The organism is Streptomyces sp. NPDC055955 (genome assembly GCF_042270245.1).
Taxonomy (GTDB): domain Bacteria; phylum Actinomycetota; class Actinomycetes; order Streptomycetales; family Streptomycetaceae; genus Streptomyces.
In genome coordinates this window covers 36,564-57,286 of the sequence record NZ_JBHJYS010000027.1, presented here as the reverse complement: position 1 = coordinate 57,286, position 20,723 = coordinate 36,564, and the positions used below count along the sequence as shown (strand labels likewise).

Below are 20,723 nucleotides of genomic sequence, written 5' to 3'. Positions count from 1 at the left end.
GGAAAGCATGATCTGGTACGGACTGCTGGTGGCCGCGGTCGCAGGCGAGCGCGTCGCCGAGCTCGTCGTCGCCCGTCGCAACGAACGGTGGAGCGCAGCCCGCGGGGCCACCGTCTCGGGGCAGGGTCACTACCCGGCGATGGTCGCCCTCCACACCGGGCTTCTGGGTGGCTGCCTCTTCGAAGTAGGGCTGGTGGACCGTCCTTTCCTGCCCGCACTGGCGTGGCCGATGCTCGCCCTGTTCGCGGCCGCCCAGGCCCTGCGGTGGTGGTGTGTCAGCACGCTCGGGCCCCGCTGGAACACCCGGGTGATCGTCGTACCCGGACTGCCTCTGGTGACGGGAGGCCCGTACCGCTGGCTGCGGCACCCCAACTATGTGGCCGTCGTCGCCGAGGGCGTCGCCCTTCCGCTGATCCACACCGCATGGGTCACGGCGACCTCGTTCACTCTGCTCAACGCCGCGCTGCTCACCGTCCGCATTCGCTGCGAGAACCGCGCCCTGGCCGCGTCGACCACGCCCGCCGCGGCGTGATCGACGTACTGGTGGCGGGCGGCGGGCCGGCCGGTCTGGCCGCCGCCATCCACGCCGCGCTCGCCGGCCTGGAGACAGTCGTCGTCGAACCCCGCACGTCACCCGTGGACAAGGCGTGCGGAGAGGGCGTCATGCCGAGCGGTGTCGCCGCACTGCGAGGACTGGGCATTCAGGTCACCGGCCACGAGCTGCGCGGCATCCGCTACGTGGACGGCACCGCACGCGCCGAAGCCTGCTTCCGCGACCGCAGCGGGCTGGGAATCCGCCGTACGACGCTGCACGCCGCGCTTCACCGGCGCGTTCTCGATCTCGGCGTGCGGATCGTGAAGGGCAAGGTCGGCGAAGTGCGCCAGAGCGCCGACTCCGTCACCGCGGCGGGTACGACAGCCCGCTGGCTGATCGCCGCCGACGGCCTGCACTCCCCCGTGCGGCGGGCGGTGGGACTGGAGATGCCTGGAGTCAAAGACGGCCGCTACGGACTTCGCCGGCACTTCCGCGTCGAGCCGTGGACCGACTTCGTGGAGGTCCACTGGTCCGGTGAGGGCGAGGCCTATGTGACACCGGTGGGCGAGGATCTGGTGGGCGTCGCGATCCTCAGCCGCTGCCGCCGCAGCTACGACCAGCACCTCGCCGGCTTCCCCGCCCTCACGGCGTTCCTCCGTGGTGCGGCCGCGACGGACGTGCGTGGCGCGGGACCCCTGCGGCAGCGCGCACGACGCAGAGTCGCCGGCCGTGTCCTGCTCGTCGGCGACGCCGCGGGCTACCTGGACGCCCTCACCGGCGAGGGCATCGCCCTCGGGCTTACGACGGCGCGGGCAGCCGTCCGCTGCCTGGCCGCCGGACGACCGCAGGAGTACGAGCGCTCCTGGACACGGCTGACCCGTCGCCACCGGCTGCTGACCGGCGCCCTCCTGGCCGCGGGCCGCCGTCCTGGCACCGCCCGCCTCATCGTCCCGGCTGCGTCCCGGATGCCGCCGGTGTTCTCCGCGGCGGTTCACGCGTTGGAGTAGGGAAGCGTCTGATCGATGTTCAGGCCACGCTGCCCGTTACATGCGCTTCTCCATGCGCTTCGATTCGCCAGGTCCATGTGGGTACTCCGGGTACTCCGGCCAGTTCGCACCGCCGCCTCCCTCGACACCTGACCGGGACGCGGGGAATTCATGGGTCGTCCGGGATCTGTACCGGCCGGGCCCGCCCCACAACTCCTGCTCGGGATCAGCCGACCGCATGCGCACACCATGAGGGCCATTCGGAGGCTCTGCTGTGGCGGCTGCCGTCGGCCAGGCCCCATGTTGGGCACAGTGGACACGTCGCCGCGCACCAGGTGGCGACAGGGCTCTGGGAGGACCGTATGACCGCTTCGTCACCCGCCACCGACGCGCCTCCGGCCCGGTACGACGACCTGCGGGCGCTGGTGATCAACTGCACCCTGAAACGCTCACCGGAAACGAGCAACACTCAGGGCCTGATCGGCCGCAGCACCGCAATCATGGAAGGCCAAGGTGTCCACGTCGACATCGTCCGGGCCGTCGACCACGACATCGCCACGGGCGTGTGGCCCGACATGACGGAGCACGGCTGGGAGACGGACGCCTGGCCGGACCTCTACCGTCAGGTCATGGCCGCCGACATCCTCGTGCTGGCCGGACCGATCTGGCTGGGCGACAACAGTTCCGTGATGAAGCAGGTGATCGAACGCCTCTACGCCTGCTCCAGTCTCCTCAACGACGCCGGCCAGTACGCCTACTACGGCCGCGTCGGCGGCTGCCTGATCACCGGCAATGAGGACGGCGTCAAACACTGCGCGATGAATGTCCTCTACAGCCTCCAACACCTGGGCTACACCATCCCGCCCCAGGCCGACGCCGGATGGATCGGTGAGGCCGGCCCCGGCCCCTCCTACCTGGACCCGGGCTCCGGCGGACCCGAGAACGACTTCACCAACCGCAACACCACGTTCATGACCTGGAACCTGCTGCACCTGGCCCGGGCGTTGAAGGACCTGGGTGGCATCCCCGCCTACGGCAACCAGCGCGCCGCCTGGGACGCCGGCTGCCGCCACGACTACGAAAACCCGGAACACCGCTAGCGGCACCCGTAGGGCAACGGGACGTCTCGCCCCCGGCGCCGGTCGAACGCCGTGCATGCCGCGCACGTCCGCACTCACGACCACCAGCCACCCTCGTCCCGTCAGCCCACCGCGCAACCGGCCCCGAGGAAGCGGCGGCCCGCTTCACGGCTCGTCACCACCCGGCGCTTCATGCCCGGAAAGAGGAACGCGCCGCCCCCATAAGCGCGTTCACGCTCGCGCGCAGCACGCCTTCGCCCGGATGAAGGGCTGAAATACCCCGCGTGAGCGGCGAATCAAAGGCAAGTCCGCGTTCCTTGCCGAGTCGACACTGTGGGCCGGGATTTACCAGTTCTCACACACGGTGAGACACCTGCCCGGAAGGCCTTGGTCGGCAGGGGATTTCACCAGAATCCCGTCGGTCCAAGTCGAGACCTTCACCGACACCGGTGACGATCGACAACTGACTTGCCATCACTTGCGGGCCATTTTCTGAACTCACGCAGATCCTGAGCCGGCTCTTTTCTGCGGGTCCAAGGTCGAAGCCCTCGCCCACCCCGAATCTGGATCTCCCGCGAGCCCATCAGGTCGGCGAGGAGTACCCCCAAGCTGGAGCCCCCAGGCGTCACCTCAGTCGATCCCCTCAGTTCCATCGACCCCTCGGCCTCACCGCACAGGGCCACGTTCAGGAACCATCCGGATCGATACCCGCCAGGAACCGCGCAGCGGGGACGTCCTTCGAGCGCACGACCCGGCCACCATTGATGGCAATGCGCCCCAAAACGTACCAAAAGCGACATGCTGCTATGTCCGCCTTTGAACTAAATGCTAGCTTTTAGGGTTATTCATGACTTAAGCGAGACTGCGACTATCTCGTGAGGCATTTACGCGAAATATGGCGCTCTGCTGTGTAATCAAGCGGGATACCAGTCCGCGCCCCATTCAGTGAGTCGCGTCACACGGTCGGACGCGCGGGCCCCGGGCTCCGCTGCGCCTACTCCCCTTCTGCGCAAAGAAGGTTGGGCTTTTCGATCAAAGGGAGCGGCGGGTTCAGGTCGCCGGAAACAGGGCTCTCGAATTTCGCTCCCGGAATTCTGGTCTTGTTCCGTCCGCGCTCTCTCGCCTAATGTCACCGTCAATCCGGATGGAACGCCGAATCCTGCCGCTGTCCGGAATCCCTCCCACTCACTCGGTCACGCACGGCAGGAGCGGGGGACCCAGGTAAGCCGCCGATCCGGTTTCCGGAACGGCTCGGGGTGCAGTCGCACACATAGTGCGACCGGACATCTCCCGTCCGAACCCGACAGCTCACCTCGCAGGCGACGGAGAGGAATTTTTCATGCCCGCAAAGGGAATGCACCGCCGCACCAAGTCCATCTCGCTCACCCGGGGACTCGCCGCCGCAGGCACGGGCGCGGCCGTGCTCGCTCTCCCGGTGCTCGGCGCGACCAGCGCCAGCGCGGCGCAGGCCGCCCCGGCAGCGAAGAGCGCCGCGGCCCCCGCGACGTACGTCGTCGCCGCGGGCGACACCCTCAGCAAGATCGCGCGAGAGCACTCTCTGAGCGGCGGCTGGCAGAAGCTGTACCAGGACAACCGAGCCGCCGTTGGCGGTAACCCGGGGCTGATCCACCCCGGCCTCAAGCTCACGCTCGGCAAGAAGAGCTCCGCGACGCCCGTGGCCACCGAAGAGTACGCCGCGCGGGCCGACCGCTCCGAGGTCCGGACCCCGCTCGCCGCTGCCCCGGCGAAGAAGTCCTACACCAACGACCTCGACGGCTGGATCAAGGAGTCGCTGGACATCATGGCCCAGCACAACATTCCCGGCTCCTACGAGGGCATCCACCGCAACATCATGCGCGAGTCCTCCGGCAACCCGCTGGCCATCAACAACTGGGACTCCAACGCTGTCGCAGGAACCCCGTCCAAGGGGCTCCTGCAGGTCATCGACCCCACGTTCAAGGCGTACCACGTGCCCGGCACGTCGATGAACAGCTACGACCCGGTCGCCAACATCACCGCCGCCTGCAACTACGCGGCCGACAAGTACGGCTCGATCGACAACGTGAACGGCGCGTACTGACAGCAGGTCTCACCATGAGGGATCCGGCGGCTGCTCAGCTGCGCTCCTAGGGCTCCGCCCCGGCTCGGCGCAGTGGACGCCGCGGTCCGCTCCCCTCAACGGAAGCCCAGCGACTGCCTGTTGAAGCGCATCGATGTCGCCATGGCCCTGAAGTCCCCTCAATAGGAAGGGACTTCAGGGCCTTTTTCGTCCTGTCCTCCCTCTTGCGCGCCATCACCCCCGTGCATATCCTCCCCGCGGATCGAAGCGCTTCGACACCACGGAGAGAGACAGCATGGCAGACCTGCAGCCAGTCATCCCCGGGTTCCACCCGGATCCCAGCGTCTGCCGCGTCGGCGACGACTACTACCTCGCGTGCTCGAGCTTCGAGTACGTCCCCGGAGTGCCGCTCTTCCACAGTCGCGACCTGGTGCACTGGCGGCTGATCGGCAACGTCCTCGACCGGCCCGGCCAGTTGCGGCTGCCCCTGGACACACCTTCCTCCGCCGGGATCTACGCGCCGACGCTGCGCCACCACGACGGCCGCTTCTGGCTGATCGTCACCAATGTGAGCAAGGGAGGCGGCAATCTGCTCGTCTCCGCGACCGACCCGGCGGGCCCCTGGTCGGACCCGGTCCCCCTGCCCGGCGTCCCCGGCATCGACCCTGATCTCGCCTGGGACGAGGACGGCGCGTGCTGGGTCACGGTGGCCGGGATCTCCCAGGTCCGCATCGACCCTCACACCGGCGAGACCTTCGGCGAGCCGCGCTCGCTGTGGTCCGGTACGCCGGGCGCCAAGGCCCCTGAGGCGCCGCACCTGTATCACGTGGGCGACCACTGGTACCTGCTGATCGCCGAGGGTGGCACCGAGCGCGGGCATGCCGTCTCCGTGGCCCGCGGCCCCGCGCCCACCGGCCCCTTCGAACCGTGCCCGGCCAATCCGGTCCTGACCCACCGCAGCACCGACGAACCCGTCCAGAACACCGGCCACGCCGATCTGGTGCAAGCGCCCGACGGCACGTGGTGGATGGTCTTCCTCGGGGTACGGCCGCGTGGCGGCACCCCCGGCTGGCACGTGCTCGGCCGTGAGACCTTCCTCGCGCCGGTCACCTGGGAGAACGGCTGGCCGGTCGTCGGCCCGCCGGCGACGACTGGGCCCGTGTCCGTCTCCGCCGAACCCTTCACCGACGACTTCGACGACCCCGATCTGCAGCCCTCCTGGATCTCACTCCGGCACCGCTCCCCGCGGCACTGCACCACGAAGGAACGCCCGGGCCGGCTGACCCTTCACGCCGTCGGGAACGGGCTCGACGCCGCCGATGTCACCTTCGTAGGCCATCGGCAGCAGCACCTCTCCTGCCGCGTCCGCGCCCACCTCGACCCGGCGGACGGCACCGGCGGCCTCGCGGTCCGGCTCGACGAGCTGCACCACTACGAGATCGAGGCCGACGCCGCCGAGGTACGGGTGATCGCCCGCGTCGGGCCGCTACGCACCGTGGTGGGTTCGACGCCCAGGGTGACGGCCGACGGACCGCTGGTGCTCGGTGTCGACGTGAGCCACACGGACACCCCGCGCGACCCGCGGACCGGCCCCGACACGCTCGCGTTCGGAGTCGAGGATGCGCAGGGAACGTTCACCGCACTGGCGACTCTCGACGGCCGCTACCTGTCGACCGAGGTGGCCGGCGGGTTCACCGGCCGTGTCATCGGCCTGTACGCCGCGACCGGCACCGCCCACTTCGACTGGTTTCGCTACGAGCCGCTCGCCATCTGACCCGACCGCTGTCCGGGACCACTGAACTCAGCCACTGAGAGGGACCCCGTATGAGACAAGCACGGAGCCGCAGACGCCGCGCCGGATGGGTGGCGGGCCTCTTCCTGGCCTTGCTCGCCACCGCCGGCACCGCGCAGACCGGCGCTGTGGCGGCAGCCCGCCCCGCTCCTGCCGCGACCGCCTCCGCCATGGACACCGTCGCCGCCATGCAGCCCGGCTGGAACCTGGGCAACACCCTCGACGCCATCCCCGATGAGACGTCCTGGGGCAACCCGCCGGTCACCAAGGCGCTCTTCGACACGGTCAAGAGCCAGGGCTTCCGCAGCGTCCGCATCCCCGTCACCTGGGGGAACCACCAGGCGTCACAGGCGCCTTACACGATCGACGCCACGTTCCTTAGCCGGGTTCGGCAGGTGGCCGACTGGGCGCAGGCGGACGGTCTGCGCGTCGTGCTGAACGTGCACCACGACTCCTGGCAGTGGATCAACAAGATGGCCACCGACCACGACCAGGTGCTCGCCCGCTACAACGCGACCTGGCAGCAGATCGCCACCGCGTTCAAGGACGAACCCCGCACGCTGCTCTTCGAGAGCATCAACGAACCGGCCTTCGACAACGCCGACGACGCACGGAAAGCGGAGTTGGTCGACGAGCTCAACACCTCGTTCCTCAGCATCGTGCGCGCGTCGGGCGGCGCGAACGCGCAGCGCCTCCTCGTGCTGCCCACTGTCGGCGGCCGCTCTGACGCGGCTGTCGCGGGGCCGCGCGTACGGCGTGAACGCGACGCTGCAGGCCCGGTTCTCGTCCGGAGTGCCGTGGCGGATCGATGTGACGACGTACGAGCCACCGGTCCTCGCGGACGCCACGGGCACGACCGGCGCTTTCGCGGCCCCTGTGCAGTTCCGGGGCGACTCCCTGGCGACCATGGAGGCGAAGTACGCCGACGGCACCGGCGCGGGACCGGCCGGCTGGACTTCGTACCAGCAGTTCGGCACCTCGTTCGCCCCGGATTACGACGGCGGCACGCTCGACCTCACCGCCGACTTCCTGCACTCCCTCAAGGACGGGGTGCCGGTGACGCTCACCTTCCACTTCTGGAGCGGCACCATCGTCACGTACGAGGTGACGCGGTCGGGAGACGAGGTGAAGGGAACCGCCGTCTCCTGACCAAGGGCACCGAACGGGTCACAACTCCCGTACCCCGTACGGGAGTTCCGTTCCCTCCACCTCCACCGTGACCGACCCGCTGTCCGCGTCCCGGCGCACCCGGTATGTGGCGGCGGGGCTCCCGTCGTGCTGCGGCACCGTCACGGTCACGTCCTGCGCGCCCGGCGCCACGAGCAGGGTGACACCGTCGGTCCAGTCGCCGTCGGGGCGCCGGTCGTCCGCGCCGAGCGGGACGACCGCGCCGGGGCGGACGAACAGCGGCAGGCTGTCGAAGCCGTGGGTCTCGCGCAGCCAGCGCCCGCCCTCGACCCGCTCCCCCGTCAGCAGCCGCGTCCACGTGCCCGCGGGCAGATAGAACTCGACGTCGCCGTCCCCCGAGAAGACCGGCGCCACGAGCAGGTCGGGACCGAGCATGTACTGGCGGTCCAGGACCCGGCACGTCGGGTCCTCCGGGAAGTCGAGGAGCATCGGGCGCATCACGGGGACGCCGGTGAGGTGTGCCTCGACCGCCGCGCCGTACAGATACGGCATGAGACGGTGCTTGAGGAGTGTGAACTTCCGTGCCACGTCCACCGCTTCCTCGCCGAATGCCCACGGCACGCGGTACGAGACATTGCCGTGCAGGCGGCTGTGCGAGGAGAGCAGGCCGAAGGCGAGCCAGCGCTTGAAGACGGCCGGGTCGGGGGTGCCCTCGAAGCCGCCGATGTCGTGCGACCAGAACCCGAAGCCCGACAGGGACAGGGAGAGGCCGCCGCGCAGGGATTCCGCCATCGCCGTGAACGACGCGAAGCAGTCGCCGCCCCAGTGCACCGGGAACTGCTGGCCGCCGGCCGTCGCCGAGCGGGCGAAGACCACCGCCTGTCCACTGCCGCGCTCCTTCTCCAGCAGCTCGAAGACGGTGCGGTTGTAGAGGTGTGCGTAGTAGTTGTGCATGCGCTCGGGGTCGGAGCCGTCGTGCCAGACGACGTCGGTCGGGACGCGCTCGCCGAAGTCCGTCTTGAAGCTGTCGACGCCCATGTCAAGCAGGCCGCGCAGCTTGCCCGCGTACCAGTCGCGCGCGCCCGGGTCGGTGAAGTCGACGAGCGCCATGCCGGGCTGCCACAGGTCCCACTGCCAGACGTCGCCGTTCGGCTTGCGGACCAGATGGCCCAACTCACGGGCCTCGTCGAAGAGGGGGGACTTCTGGGCGATGTACGGGTTGATCCACATGCTGATGCGCAGGCCGCGCGCCTTGAGGCGGCGCAGCATGCCGACCGGGTCGGGGAAGACGTCCGGGTCCCAGGTGAAGTCGGACCACTGGTACTCGCGCATCCAGAAGCAGTCGAAGTGGAAGACGGTGAGCGGGATGTCGCGCTCGGCCATGCCGTCGACGAACGACGTGACCGTCCCCTCGTCGTACTCGGTGCAGAAGGAGGTGGTGAGCCACAGGCCGAACGACCAGGCCGGCGGGAGAGCGGGGCGTCCGGTGAGCGCGGTGTAGCGGCGCAGCACGTCTTTCGGGGTCGGGCCCGCGACGACGTAGAACTCGACCGACTGGTCCTCGACGCTGAACTGGAGCTGGCCGACGGACTCCGTGCCGATCTCGTAGCCGACCTTCCCGGGGTGGTTGACGAGGACGCCGTAGCCGCGGGAGGAGAGGTGGAAGGGGACGTTCTTGTAGGCCTGTTCGCTGCTGGTACCGCCGTCGGCCTGCCAGATGTCCACCGTCTGGCCGTTCTTGACGAACGGGGTGAAGCGTTCACCGAGGCCGTAGATGTGCTCGCCGACGCCGAGCGCGAGCTGGGCGACCATGTGGTGGGCGCCGTCGGGGGTGGTGGCGAAGGCGGTGCCCTTGCGTTCGACGGCCGTCAGTCGGCGTCCGGTCGAGGAGTCGAGGAATTCCAGGCCCCACTCCCCTGCCGTGTCCAGGCGGACGGTGAGCGGGCCCGTCGTCAGCTCGGTGACCGTGCCCTCGCGGGTCACCTGTGCGCCACCGGCGCCTTCCTCACGCAGCAGCTCGAAGTCGGGTCCTCGGTGCCGCTTGCCCGCGTGGTGGGTGAAGCGGACGCCGATGACGCCCTCGGCGGGGGTGAAGCAGTCGATGGTGATCAGAGGCTGGTTGAGGGTGTCGCCGCGGTCGCGGACCTGCCGGACGGCGGCGTACGCGGTGAACCGGTCGTCGGCCGCAAGGATCTGGCGGACCTCGGTGGCGTACGCGGCGTGGACGCCGTCGCGCATCAGCCAGAAACCGTCGGTGAACTTCATGCGGTGGTCCCCCGTGGGATGAAGGTGAGCCGGGCCAGACGGACCTCGCCGCCGAGCCGCACGCGCAGGTCATGTACTCCGCGGGCGGTGAGGTCGGCGTCCAGGGTGACGTAGTGGTACGGGCTGCCGGTCGGCGGGACGGTGACCGTGCCGCCGTCCCCGATCGCGACGGTGCCCGCGCCCGCGACGGTCAAGCGCACGGCGCTGACTCCGTCGGTGCCCAGGTCGCAGTTGCGGTAGAGAAGCTCGGCGTGGGGCCCGGTGACGGTGACGGCGTCGCCGGACGTCTTCGTGCGGTCGACGATCGCCGTGCCGCTCTGTTCGTCGTACGCCGCCGCGTCCAGGCCCTCGACGAGGACGGGCCGGGGCGCGGGCTCGTCACCGTCGAGCAGCAGGCGCGTGGTGAGGCGGATGTCCTCGCTGGAGGCACCGACGAGGAGTTCGTACGTGCCCGAGGTGACGCTCCAGCGGCCTTGGGCAACGTCCCAATGGCCGAGGTCGGCGACGGACACGGTGAACGTGACGCGCTCCGACGCCCCGGGCGCGAGGGCGATGCGGTGGTGCGCGAGGAGCTGGCGGCGCGGGCGCGGGACGGGCATGCCGAGCGGTCGGACGTACAGCTGCGGGACCTCGTCGGCCGGCGTGGCGCCGGTGTTGGTGACGGTGAAGGCGCACTCAAGTGTGTCCGCGTCGCGGTGCGCGACGAGTCCGTCGTAGTCGAACGAGGCGTAGGACAGGCCGTGTCCGAAGGGGTACAGCGGTGTGCCCTCGAAGTAGAGGTAGGTCTGGCGGGAGCCGATGACGTCGTAGTCGAGCAGGTCCGGCAGGTCGCCGTCGGCGGCGTACCAGGTCTGCGGAAGGCGTCCGGCGGGGCTGACGTCGCCCGCGAGGACCCGGGCGAGGGCACGACCCGCGGCTTGACCTCCGTGGGCGGTCCACAGCAGGGCGGGGAGCTCGGTGTCCGCGTCGGGCACGGCGTAGGGGTACGAGCCGATCAAGGCCAGGGCGGTGTTCGGGTTGACGGCGCGGGCCGCTCGCCACAGCCGGTCCTGGTGGTCGGGGAGGGCGAGCGTCGTGCGGTCCTCGGTCTCGCGGCCGTTGATGTGCGGGTCGTTGCCCGCGACGACGATCACCACGTCGGCGTCGGCGGCTGCCCGCGCCACGGCGTCCGCGCCGCGCTCCACGTACTCCACCTCGAAAGCCGTGCCCTGCTCGGCAACCTTCACGCCGTCGGCGGCGACGGCGACGTACCGGCCCGTGCCCGTGTGTCTCAGGAGGTGAGCGTTTCCGTGCCGTTCCAGGGTGTACGTCTCCTGGACGACCCAGCCGCCGGGCTGCTCGGCGGACGCCCGCACGAAGCCGTCCTCGGCGACGGACAGGTAGCGGCCGTCGGGTGCGCGCAGGGTGAGGACGTCGTTCCCCCAGTCGACGAGGGCGAGTTCGGTGCCCGACTCGGCGGCGGTGGTGAGCGGCGGGAGGTCGGTGCGGGCGGCGAGGAGGGCGGGGTCAAGGGCGCCCTCGGCGCCGCGCACATGGTCGTCGGCGTCGCTCTCGGGCACGTGCAGCCATCCGGCGTCGCACCGCAGCCGCACCCGGTCCACGCCCTCCGCGAAGGTGACGTGCTCGGTGCCGAACCGCTCGCGGAGGCCGTCGAGCGGGGTGGAGCGGTGGATGAGGGTGCCGCTGTACCAGTCCGTCTTGCACTCGTCGGCGAGCAGGCCGACCAAGGCGATGTGGGCGGTGTCGGGAATCGGCAGCAGGTCGTCGTTCTTGAGCAGCACGACCGCCTGCTCGGCGGCCTCTTGCGCGAGGGCGCGGTGTTCCTCGGTGTCGAAGGCCCCGGCGCCTTCGAAGGGGTCGCCGTCCTCGAACTCGCCGAGGCGCAGCCGCACATCGAGCTGCCGGCGCGCGGCGGTGTCGATGTCCGACTCGGAGATCAGCCCCTGGCCGAGGGCGCGGCGGATCCGCCCGGTGATCGTCGAGGAGTCGGTGCCGTGGTCGGTGAAGCTGTCGACGCCCGCGACGAGGGCGGCGGCGGTGGCCTCCTCGTGGGTGTCGAAGTAGTGCTCGGAGTCGACGAGGTTGCTGGGCGCGCCCGCGTCCGAGCACACGATGAGTTCCTGTCCGGTCCAGGTCCGCAGCTGCTCGCGCAGATAGGGCGATACATGGTTGGGCCGGCCGTTGACCAGGTTGTAGGCGGGCATGACGCCGGCGACGGCGCCGGCCTCGACGGGGCCGCGGAATGCCTTGAGGTCGTATTCGTGCAGGACGCGGGGGCGCACGGAGGAGTTCGACGTGTCCCTGCGCGTCTCGTTGTTGTGGGCGAGCCAGTGCTTGAGGACGGGGGCGGTGCGCCAGAACGTGGGGTGGGTGCCGCGCAGGCCGCGTGTGTAGGCGGTGGCGATGGCGGCAGTGAGGTGCGGGTCCTCGGAGTAGCCCTCCTCGTTGCGGCCCCACAGCGGGTGGCGGAGCAGATTGACCGTGGGCGCCCAGACGTTGAGGCCGATCCGGTCGTCGCACTCGCGCATCGCGCGCGCTTCGGCGGAGACGGCGTCGCCGATCCGCCGCACCAGGTCCTCGTTCCACGTCGCGCCGAGCCCGACGGACTGCGGGAACACGGTGGCCGGGCCCATCCACGCGACGCCGTGCAGTGCCTCCTGTCCGGTGCGGAACGCGGCGAGGCCGACTCGCTCCGCCCCCGGAGTGAACTGGTGCAGCAGCGCGATGCGTTCGTCGAGCGTGAGCCGGGACAGCAGGTCGTCGACGCGCTTGTCCGCGGGCGGTGCCGCGTCCGGGTGGAGCGGGAGTCTCTCGGTCACGTGCGGGTCCCTTGGCGAAGGTGGTCAGCGAATCTTCGAAGCGCTTCGATGCTCCGCAGTCAGGTTGTCATGTGTCAAGTGCCTGAAAGGGAATGGACGTTCAGGAATTCTGTGCACCGCTCTTGTGACCGGGGAAGCGCTCCCTTAACCTCGCTGCAACATCGAAGCGCTTCGACAAATGCGCGACGCGTTCCCCGAAGGGTTACCGCAATGACGCCGAACTCGCCCTCCGCCTCCGCTCCCAGCCGGAGAAGTTTCCTCGCCTCCACCGCCGTGGCCGCCGCAGCGGTGGCCGGTGGGATGCCGCTGCTCGCCGCGTGCGGCGGGTCGGAGAACAAGGACCGGGAAGGCACGACCTCCGGGAAGGCCGCCGACAAGTTGCTGCCGACCTTCGTCGCCAGCAAGTTCGCCAACCCCGACGTGCCGTCGAAGAACGGCTCGGCATCCGGCTACACCGGGAAGGTGTCCCTGTCGGCACTCGCCGCGTCGGCGCCGCACAAGCTCGGCACCGGCGCGCCCATCAAGATCATGTCCCCGCTCTGGGGCACGTCTCCCAAGGGCGACTGCGCCTACTACAAGGCGGTCGACAAGGCGGCGGGCACCAAGGTCACCTGGCAGAACCAGGACGGCAACACCTACGGCGAGAAGCTCGGCGCGGTCCTGGCGAGCAGCGAGATACCCGACATGGTGGTGGTGCCGAGCTGGGAGCTGACCGGCAAGATCCCGAACGCGGTCGCGGCGAAGTTCATGGACCTCGGCCCCTACTTGGCGGGCGACAAGGTCAAGAAGTACCCGAACCTCGCCGCGATCCCCTCGGACTCCTGGCGGATGAGCATCTTCGGCGGCGACCTGCGCGGCATCCCGATGCCGTCCGCCAGGGCCACCTTCATCGTGCCCTACTACCGCAAGGACCTCTTCGACAAGAAGGGCTACGACGTCCCCAAGTCGCCCGACGAGTTCCTCAGTTGGGCCAAGGACGCCACGAGCGCCAAGGCCAAGGTGTACGCCTGCGGCGACATGTCCTGGACCGCCTTCAACATCTTCGGTGTCCGCGCCTCGGGTTCGCTCGGCTGGCACATCGGGGACGACGGCAAGCTGACGTACCGCATCGAGCAGCCCGAATACCTGGAAGCGCTGGAGTGGACCCGCAAGCTGTTCGACGCCGGGGTCGTGCACCCCGATGACAAGTCCCGCACGGGCGACGCCGGCCAGCGCTTCACCGCGGGCCAGATCCTCGTCTACAACAACGACATCTCCAACTGGTACGTGAAGAGTGCCGAACAGGCCAAGTCCAACCCGGACTTCGTCTGCGAGGCCATCGACATCTTCGGCCCCGACGGCGGCGACCCGACACTGTACGCGAGCCAGCCCGCCACGATCTGGTCGTTCATCCGCAAGGGCGCCTCGAAGACCACGGTCGAGAACGCGCTGGCCGCGGCCAACTTCGCCGCCGCCTCCTACGGCACGAAGGAGCGGATGCTCGTCGACTACGGCGTCGAGGGCACCCACTACACGGTCAAGGACGGCCTGCCGGTCAAGACCGACCAGGGCAACCAGGAGGTCATCAACGCCTGGGTGATGCTCGCCGCCCCCGCCCCCTACCTGGCCCACCCCGACCTCCCCGACGTCACCCGCAAGCAGGTCGAGTGGGAGCAGCGGATGGGCGCGTTCACGAAGAAGACCTCCACATACGGCATGAACATCGTCGAACCGTCCCGCTACGCGAACCTGGCCTCGCCGTTCGAGCAGCTGGAGATCGACTACGTACGCGGCAACAAGAAGCTGTCCGACCTGCAGCAGGCCATCTCCACCTGGAAGTCCGGCGGCGGCGAGAAGCTGCGTGACTGGTACAAGAAGCTCATCGAAAAGAACGGCAGCGGCAACTGATGTCTCTCACGGCCGGGAGCAGGCCCGACGGGACACGTCCCGCGACGGCCGTCGAGGAACCGGCGGCCGCTCTCGCCCCGAAGGCGGTTCCCAAGAAGCGCGCGGCCGGCAAGGTCCACTGGCGGGTCCGGCTGCGCCGCGACCGCGCGCTCATCCTGATGACGCTGCCTGCCATCGGACTGCTCCTGCTCTTCAACTACGTACCGCTGCTCGGCAACGTGGTCGCCTTCCAGGACTACGACCCCTACGCCTCCGGCAACGGCATCACCGCGATCTTCCACAGTCCCTGGGTCGGCATCGAGCAGTTTTCGCGCATGCTCGACGACCCGCAGTTCTGGACCGCGGTGAAGAACACCATCGTGCTGTTCCTGCTCCAACTGGTGCTGTTCTTCCCGATCCCCATCGCCCTCGCGCTGCTCATCAACAGCGTGATCCGGCCCCGGGTGCGGGCAGTGGCGCAAGCGATCATGTACCTTCCGCACTTCTTCTCGTGGGTCCTCGTCGTCACCGTCTTCCAGCAGATCTTCGGCGGCGCGGGCATCATCGCGCAGACCATGGAGCGGCACGGCTGGGGCGGCTTCGACCTGATGACGAACGCGTCCCTGTTCAAGTTCCTGGTGACCGCGCAGTCCGTGTGGAAGGACGCGGGCTGGGGGATCATCGTGTTCCTCGCCGCGCTCGCCGCCGTCTCCACGGACCTGTACGAGGCCGCCGCCATGGACGGCGCGGGGCGCTGGCGCCGCATGTGGCACGTGACGCTGCCCGCGCTGCGGCCGGTGATCGCCCTTCTCCTGGTCCTGCGGGTGGGCGACGCGCTCTCCGTCGGCTTCGAGCAGTTCCTGCTCCAGCGCGACGCCGTCGGCCGCGGGGCGAGCGAGGTCCTCGACACCTATGTGTGGAACGTCGGCATCCAGTTCGGCGACTTCAGTTACGCGGCCGCGGTCGGGCTGATCAAGGGTGTCATCGGCATCTGTCTGGTGCTCGGTGCGAACAAGTTCGCTCATCTGCTCGGTGAGCAGGGGGTGTACCGGAAATGAGCCTCAACACGCAGCTGATCCGCAGTTTGCAGGCGCCGCCTCGCCCCGCGTGGGAAGAGGCCCCGAGCCGGACCGGACTCACGATGAAGGGCGGCTTCCTCGCCCTGTGCTGCCTCGGGGTGCTCGCCCCTCTGTGGATCGTGATCGTCACCAGTCTCTCCCCGAAGCCCGTGATCGACCGCGCCGGCGGTCTCGTCGTCGTCCCCCAGGGCATCACCTTCGTCAACTACACGGAGCTGCTCGGCGGCGGGCAGGTGAGCCGGGCCCTCATGGTGTCGTTCGGCGTCACCCTTGTCGGCACCCTGTTCTCGATGACGGTCTCGGTCCTCGCGGCCTACGGTCTGTCGCGGCCGGGAAGTCTCGGGCACCGCGTCATCCTGATGATCCTGATGGCGACCATGTTCTTCGGGGCGGGACTCATCCCGACGTATCTGCTGGTGCAGTCGCTCGGCCTGACGGACACCTATCTGTCGCTGATCCTGCCGAGTGCCGTCAGCGTCTTCAACATTCTGGTGCTGCGCGGGTTCTTCATGGGGATCTCCCCCGAACTCTCCGAGTCCGCCCGCATCGACGGAGCGAGCGACCTGCGCATCCTGCTCACCATCATCATGCCGCTGTCGCGGGCCGTGCTCGCCGTGATCTCCCTGTTCTACGCGGTGGGGTACTGGAGCGCCTGGTTCAACGCCTCCATCTACCTCACCGACCAGCAGATGATGCCGCTGCAGAACGTCCTCATCCAGCTGGTGCAGAGACACACCGAGGCGCCGACCGGGCTGCAGCAGGCGGTCCGCACGGGTGAGCTCTCGACGCTCGGGCTGGAGATGGCCGTCATGGTGCTCGCCCTGGTCCCGGTCGCCATTGCCTCTCCGTTCGTCCAGCGCCACTTCAAGAAGGGCATGCTCACGGGGGCGGTGAAGGGGTGACGATCGCGCGCGGCGGCCGCCTGCTGTTCGGCGGCGACTACAACCCGGAGCAGTGGCCCGAGGAGGTGTGGGCCGACGACGTCCGGTTGATGAAGGAGGCCGGCGTCACCTCGGTGACACTCGGCGTCTTCTCCTGGGCGAAGCTGGAACCGAGTCCGGGTGCCCGGGAGTTCGGCTGGCTGGACCGGCTGATGGACCTGATGCACGCGCACGGCATCGGGGTCGTCCTGGCGACGCCGACCGCGTCACCGCCACCGTGGCTGGGCCGCCTGCACCCGGAGACACTGCCGCGCGACGAGAACGGGCAGACCGTCTGGTGGGGCTCACGCCAGCAGTTCGCGCACTCCTCCGACGCGTACCGCCGCTACGCCGCCGCGATCACCGAGGACCTCGCCGTCCGCTACGGCCACCATCCCGCTCTGCGGATGTGGCACATCAACAACGAGTACTGCACGTTCGACCACGGCGACGAGGCGGCCCGCGCCTTCCGCGACTGGCTGCGCACGAGGTACGGCACTCTCGACGCCCTCAACGACGCCTGGGGCACGGCTTTCTGGAGCCAGCACGTGGAGACGTGGGCCGATGTGATCCCACCGCGCCGCGCCCAGTACCTGCACAATCCGGCGCAGGTCCTCGACTTCCGCCGCTTCACCTCGGACGCGCTGCTGGAGTGCTACACGGCCGAGCGAGACATCGTCCGACGGCACTCCCCGGCCGACGTCCCGGTCACCACCAACTTCATGCCGTTCTGGACCGGACAGGACGCATGGGTGTGGGCGGAGCGGGAGGACGTGGTGTCGGTCGACGTGTACCCCGATCCGCGGGACCCGCTGGGCGGTCAGTACAACGCGATGATCGCCGACATGACGCGCAGCCAGGCACGCGGCCCCTGGATGGTGATGGAGCAGGCGGCGGGCCCCGTCAACTGGCGCGGCGTGAACCACCCCAAGCCGCGCGGCCTGAACCGGCTCTGGTCGCTGCAGACGGTGGCACGCGGCGCCGACGCCGTCTGCTACTTCCAGTGGCGGCAGTCCCGGCAGGGCGCCGAGAAGTTCCACTCGGGGATGGTCGGCCACGCGGGCGAGGAGGGCCGTGCGTTCGCCGAGGTGAAACAGATCGGTGCGGAACTTGCGGAGCTCGGGTCGCAGGTCGCGGGTACTCATATCGCCGCCGATGTCGCCGTGCTGCACGACTGGCACTCCTGGTGGGCCGGTTCCCAGGACGGCAGGCCGTCGTCACACGTCGCGTACGAGGACGTGGTACGCGCCTGGCACCGGGCTCTGTGGGAGGCGCACCTCACCACTGACTTCGCGCACCCCGAACACGACCTGCCCGCATACAAGTTGGTGGTGGTGCCACACCTGTACCTGCTCACGGACGCGGCGATCGAGAATCTCCTGGCGTACGAGCGCGACGGTGGAACGCTCGTGTCCGGGTTCTTCACCGGTGTCGCCGACGGGGACGACCGGGTGCGGCCCGGCGGCATGGACGCGCGGCTGCGCGCACTGTTCGGGATCCGTACGGTGCACGAGTGGTGGCCGCTGGACCCCGACGAGACCGTGGACTGCGGGGAGTTCACCGGCACCCTGTGGTCGGAGGAGCTGACGGCCGAACCCGGCACCGAGGTCACCGCCGTGTACCGCGGTGGTGACCTCGACGGACTGCCGGCCGTGCTGCGGCGCGACCGGGCCCGGTACCTTTCGACGCTTCCCGAACCCCCGGCGCTGCGCTCACTGCTCGAGGACGTGGCGGCCGAGGCCGGCGTGCGGCCTCCGCTGCCCGGCCTCCCCGCCGCTGTGGAGGCCGTACGCCGCGGCGAGTTGCTGTTCCTGCTGCATCACGGACGGGACGAGGTGACCGTCGCGCTGCCGCACGACACGACATACCAGGACCTTCTGACGGGGGCCGGTCACTCCGGCTCGGTGACGCTCGGGCGGTTCGGGGTCGCAGTACTCGCTCCAGGGACGGGGACTCGGGGGCGCAGTGCTGCCTGACCATCCGCACGGAACCTGGGAAGCGGCGCCGGCCACGCGCTGGGAGGACGCCTTTCTCAGCGGGAACGGCAGCCACGGCGCTCTTGTGTTCGGTGACCCGCACGACGATCGGGTGATCGTCACCCATCACGCGCTGGTCCGCCCGGACGGCGACCCGCGCCCACGGCCGCCCGCGCTCGCCGCCCACCTCCCCCACCTCCAGGACCGGCTGCTGGCCGGTGACGTCACAGCGGCCGAGCAGTTCACGGACGGTCGGACGCTGCGCTGGGTGCAGGCGTTCCATCCGGCCTTCCAGGTGCGGTTCGTGCGGGACAGCGTGGTGTGGCGCGGCTACCGGCGCACGGTCGACTTCGCGACGGGGGTGGCCGAGGCACAGTGCAGCGGCTGGCGCGGGCGGGTGTTCGTGTCACGGGCCGACGACGTCGTCGTGCAGTACGTCACCGGTCCCGGGCTCGCCGGAGAGGTGTCCCTGGACCACGGCCTCGCCGGTGTCCCGAGCGGGCTCGGGGTCGGCCGCAGCGTCGTCCTGACGCCCCAAGGCGCCCAGCTGGCACTGCGCTGCCGCTACCCGGACAGCGACCTGGCGTACACCGGGGTGACGGTCGCGCTGATGCACGGCGGCCGGAGCTCGGTGGGCGCCGCGGGCCTCAGGGTCGACGGCGCGGACGGGCTGTTGCTGCTCACACGGGTGCGGCGCCATCCGGGGGAACTGGACGCGGCGGCGGAGGCGGCGGCCCTTGTGTCACTGGCCGCCCCGGCTGCCGCCACGGACCTGGGGAAAACGTACGAGAGGCTCCTCGCCCGGCACGAGGAGCGACACCGCGCCGCGTACGAGCGGGTCACCTTCGAACTCGCCGCGCCGCGCTCCGAACGCGGCCTGCCCGGCTCGGAGCTGGTCGCACGCCCGGAGAGCCCGGCTCTCCTGGAGCGGCTGTTCGCGGCGGGGCGCTACCACCTGCTGAGCGCGTCCGGCGCGCTGCCGCCGCGGCTCACCGGGCTGTGGACCGGCGAATGGGACACGGCCTGGTCGGGGGCGTTCACCACGGACGCCAACCTCAATCTCCAGACGGCGTCCGCGACGGCCTGCGACCTGACCGAGGTGACACAGGCGCAAGGTGCCCTGATCCAGAGGCAGTTGGCCGACTGGCGGGACAACGCGCGGGAGATCTTCGGGGCACGGGGCATCGTCGCGCCCGCACACACCGACGGCGAGTCGGGACACACGTACCACTTCCAGCGGGAGTGGCCGATGCACCTGTGGACGGCAGGCGCCGACTGGCTGCTCACCCCGCTCGTCGAGCACGCCGAGACGACCGGCGAGCGGGCCGCATGGCTGGCCGAAGCGCTCTGCGACGTCGCCCTGTTCTACGAGGACTTCCTCACCAGGACAGGTCCCGACGGGCGCCTGGTCGTCGTACCGTCCTACTCACCGGAGAACCGGCCCGCGAACGCGAGCTGGGGCACGCTCAACGCCACGATGGACATCGCCGCCGCCCGGCACGCCCTGCGTACCGCCGCCGCCTGGCACCCCGGGCCGGACGGCGACCGCTGGAACGCGCTCGCGGACCGGCTGCCCGACTACCGTGTCACCTCCGACGGCGCGCTTGCCGAATGGGCCTGGCCCGGCCTGGAAGACACCTACGACCACCGGCACCTCAGCCACCTCTACCCGGTGTGGCCGCACCACGACATCACCCCCTACGACACCCCGGCACTGGCGAAGGCGGCGCACCGCGCGCTCGAACTGCGCGGCGCCGAGAACCACTCGGCGCACGGCCATCTGCACCACGCCCTGATCGCGGCCCGACTGCGGGACCCGCACCGGGTGGCCGCGGCCCTGCACCAGGTGCTGACCGGCGACTACTTTCACCACTCCCTGATGAGCGCGCACTACCCGGACCGCGACGTCTACAACGCGGACGCCGCACACGCCCTGCCCGCGCTGCTCGCCGAGGCGCTCGTGCAGTCCACACCGGACCGGCTCGTGCTGCTGCCCGCGCTGCCCCCGGCCTGGCGGCGCGGCGCGGTGCGCGGCCTGCGCACCCGGTTCGGCGCCCGCGTCGACCTGACGTGGGCGGGCGACGGCTGCACGGCCGTCGTCCACCCGGAGCGTGACGCATACATCGATCTCCAGACCCCCGCCGGCAGCGACGGGCCCCTCCGTCTGACCGCGGGCGAGGACCGCGAACTCACCTTGAGTCCGCGGTAGTTCCCCCCAC

General features: G+C 69.9%; 13 protein-coding genes, 1 pseudogene and 1 riboswitch. Of the genes and pseudogenes, 12 read left to right on the top strand and 2 right to left on the bottom strand.

Annotated elements, in window-relative coordinates; genetic code table 11:
* The first annotated feature begins 7 nt into the window (after window positions 1–7).
* The 7 genes and pseudogenes from ACFC96_RS38705 to ACFC96_RS38675 all read left to right on the top strand — a co-directional run bounded on the left by ACFC96_RS38705 (window position 8) and on the right by ACFC96_RS38675 (window position 7,600).
* The gene (locus tag ACFC96_RS38705; RefSeq protein ID WP_340459412.1) at window positions 8–532 is read left to right on the top strand and encodes an isoprenylcysteine carboxylmethyltransferase family protein; all 525 of its coding nucleotides are present in this window, start codon (window positions 8–10) and stop codon (window positions 530–532) included.
* Window positions 529–1,542, top strand: coding sequence for an NAD(P)/FAD-dependent oxidoreductase (locus ACFC96_RS38700; protein WP_376616946.1), 1,014 nt, complete (start codon window positions 529–531; stop codon window positions 1,540–1,542). The genes ACFC96_RS38705 and ACFC96_RS38700 overlap by 4 nt, the downstream gene beginning before the upstream one ends.
* Window positions 1,543–1,883: 341 nt before the next feature.
* Window positions 1,884–2,621: a flavodoxin family protein gene (locus ACFC96_RS38695; RefSeq protein WP_340459409.1), complete on the top strand. Its 738-nt coding sequence runs from the start codon at window positions 1,884–1,886 to the stop codon at window positions 2,619–2,621.
* Between the two features lie 1,119 nt (window positions 2,622–3,740).
* Window positions 3,741–3,937, top strand: a riboswitch (cyclic di-AMP (ydaO/yuaA leader).
* Between the two features lie 2 nt (window positions 3,938–3,939).
* On the top strand, window positions 3,940–4,680 hold the full coding sequence (locus ACFC96_RS38690; RefSeq protein WP_376616945.1) for a transglycosylase SLT domain-containing protein: 741 nt from the start codon (window positions 3,940–3,942) through the stop codon (window positions 4,678–4,680).
* 274 nt (window positions 4,681–4,954) lie between these two features.
* Entirely contained in the window at window positions 4,955–6,433 is a 1,479-nt protein-coding gene (locus ACFC96_RS38685) for a glycoside hydrolase family 43 protein (protein ID WP_376616943.1), read from the top strand.
* 50 nt (window positions 6,434–6,483) lie between these two features.
* A pseudogene (locus tag ACFC96_RS38680) lies at window positions 6,484–7,122 on the top strand (glycoside hydrolase family 5 protein); the annotation flags it as partial.
* Window positions 7,123–7,207: 85 nt separating this feature from the next.
* Window positions 7,208–7,600 carry a hypothetical protein gene (locus tag ACFC96_RS38675; protein WP_376616941.1) on the top strand — a complete coding sequence of 131 codons (393 nt, stop codon included), beginning with the start codon at window positions 7,208–7,210 and terminating at the stop codon, window positions 7,598–7,600.
* Between the two features lie 18 nt (window positions 7,601–7,618).
* Here the strand turns inward: ACFC96_RS38675 and yicI are convergent, their stop codons facing one another.
* Both yicI and ACFC96_RS38665 read right to left on the bottom strand, forming a co-directional pair.
* Window positions 7,619–9,844 carry an alpha-xylosidase gene (gene yicI / locus ACFC96_RS38670; RefSeq protein WP_376616939.1) on the bottom strand — a complete coding sequence of 742 codons (2,226 nt, stop codon included), beginning with the start codon at window positions 9,842–9,844 and terminating at the stop codon, window positions 7,619–7,621.
* Window positions 9,841–12,663, bottom strand: a complete 2,823-nt coding sequence (locus tag ACFC96_RS38665) for a glycoside hydrolase family 3 C-terminal domain-containing protein (RefSeq protein WP_376616937.1) — start codon at window positions 12,661–12,663, stop codon at window positions 9,841–9,843. Before ACFC96_RS38665 ends, yicI begins: the two co-directional genes overlap by 4 nt.
* 210 nt (window positions 12,664–12,873) lie before the next feature.
* Between ACFC96_RS38665 and ACFC96_RS38660 the strand changes: the two genes are divergently transcribed.
* The 5 genes from ACFC96_RS38660 to ACFC96_RS38640 are packed head-to-tail and all read left to right on the top strand — an operon-like array spanning window position 12,874 to window position 20,713.
* Window positions 12,874–14,550 (top strand): extracellular solute-binding protein, encoded by a 1,677-nt coding sequence (locus tag ACFC96_RS38660; RefSeq protein WP_376259787.1) that lies wholly within the window; start codon window positions 12,874–12,876, stop codon window positions 14,548–14,550.
* Window positions 14,550–15,587, top strand: coding sequence for an ABC transporter permease (locus tag ACFC96_RS38655; RefSeq protein WP_376259785.1), 1,038 nt, complete (start codon window positions 14,550–14,552; stop codon window positions 15,585–15,587). Before ACFC96_RS38660 ends, ACFC96_RS38655 begins: the two co-directional genes overlap by 1 nt.
* Window positions 15,584–16,510 carry a carbohydrate ABC transporter permease gene (locus ACFC96_RS38650; RefSeq protein ID WP_376616935.1) on the top strand — a complete coding sequence of 309 codons (927 nt, stop codon included), beginning with the start codon at window positions 15,584–15,586 and terminating at the stop codon, window positions 16,508–16,510. Before ACFC96_RS38655 ends, ACFC96_RS38650 begins: the two co-directional genes overlap by 4 nt.
* Window positions 16,507–18,504, top strand: a complete 1,998-nt coding sequence (locus ACFC96_RS38645; protein WP_376616933.1) for a beta-galactosidase — start codon at window positions 16,507–16,509, stop codon at window positions 18,502–18,504. Before ACFC96_RS38650 ends, ACFC96_RS38645 begins: the two co-directional genes overlap by 4 nt.
* A complete protein-coding gene (locus ACFC96_RS38640; protein WP_376616932.1) occupies window positions 18,494–20,713 on the top strand; it encodes a glycoside hydrolase N-terminal domain-containing protein in 2,220 nt (739 codons plus the stop codon). Before ACFC96_RS38645 ends, ACFC96_RS38640 begins: the two co-directional genes overlap by 11 nt.
* The last annotated feature ends 10 nt before the right edge of the window (window positions 20,714–20,723 follow it).

Bases quoted from the DNA above. Each gene is read 5' to 3' on its own strand.
- ACFC96_RS38685 (WP_376616943.1), top strand. From the start codon at position 4,955: ATGGCAGACCTGCAGCCAGTCATCCCCGGGTTCCACCCGGATCCCAGC.
- ACFC96_RS38690 (WP_376616945.1), top strand. From the start codon at position 3,940: ATGCCCGCAAAGGGAATGCACCGCCGCACCAAGTCCATCTCGCTCACC.
- ACFC96_RS38660 (WP_376259787.1), top strand. From the start codon at position 12,874: ATGACGCCGAACTCGCCCTCCGCCTCCGCTCCCAGCCGGAGAAGTTTC.
- ACFC96_RS38650 (WP_376616935.1), top strand. From the start codon at position 15,584: ATGAGCCTCAACACGCAGCTGATCCGCAGTTTGCAGGCGCCGCCTCGC.
- ACFC96_RS38655 (WP_376259785.1), top strand. From the start codon at position 14,550: ATGTCTCTCACGGCCGGGAGCAGGCCCGACGGGACACGTCCCGCGACG.
- yicI (WP_376616939.1), bottom strand. From the start codon at position 9,844: ATGAAGTTCACCGACGGTTTCTGGCTGATGCGCGACGGCGTCCACGCC.
- ACFC96_RS38705 (WP_340459412.1), top strand. From the start codon at position 8: ATGATCTGGTACGGACTGCTGGTGGCCGCGGTCGCAGGCGAGCGCGTC.
- ACFC96_RS38695 (WP_340459409.1), top strand. From the start codon at position 1,884: ATGACCGCTTCGTCACCCGCCACCGACGCGCCTCCGGCCCGGTACGAC.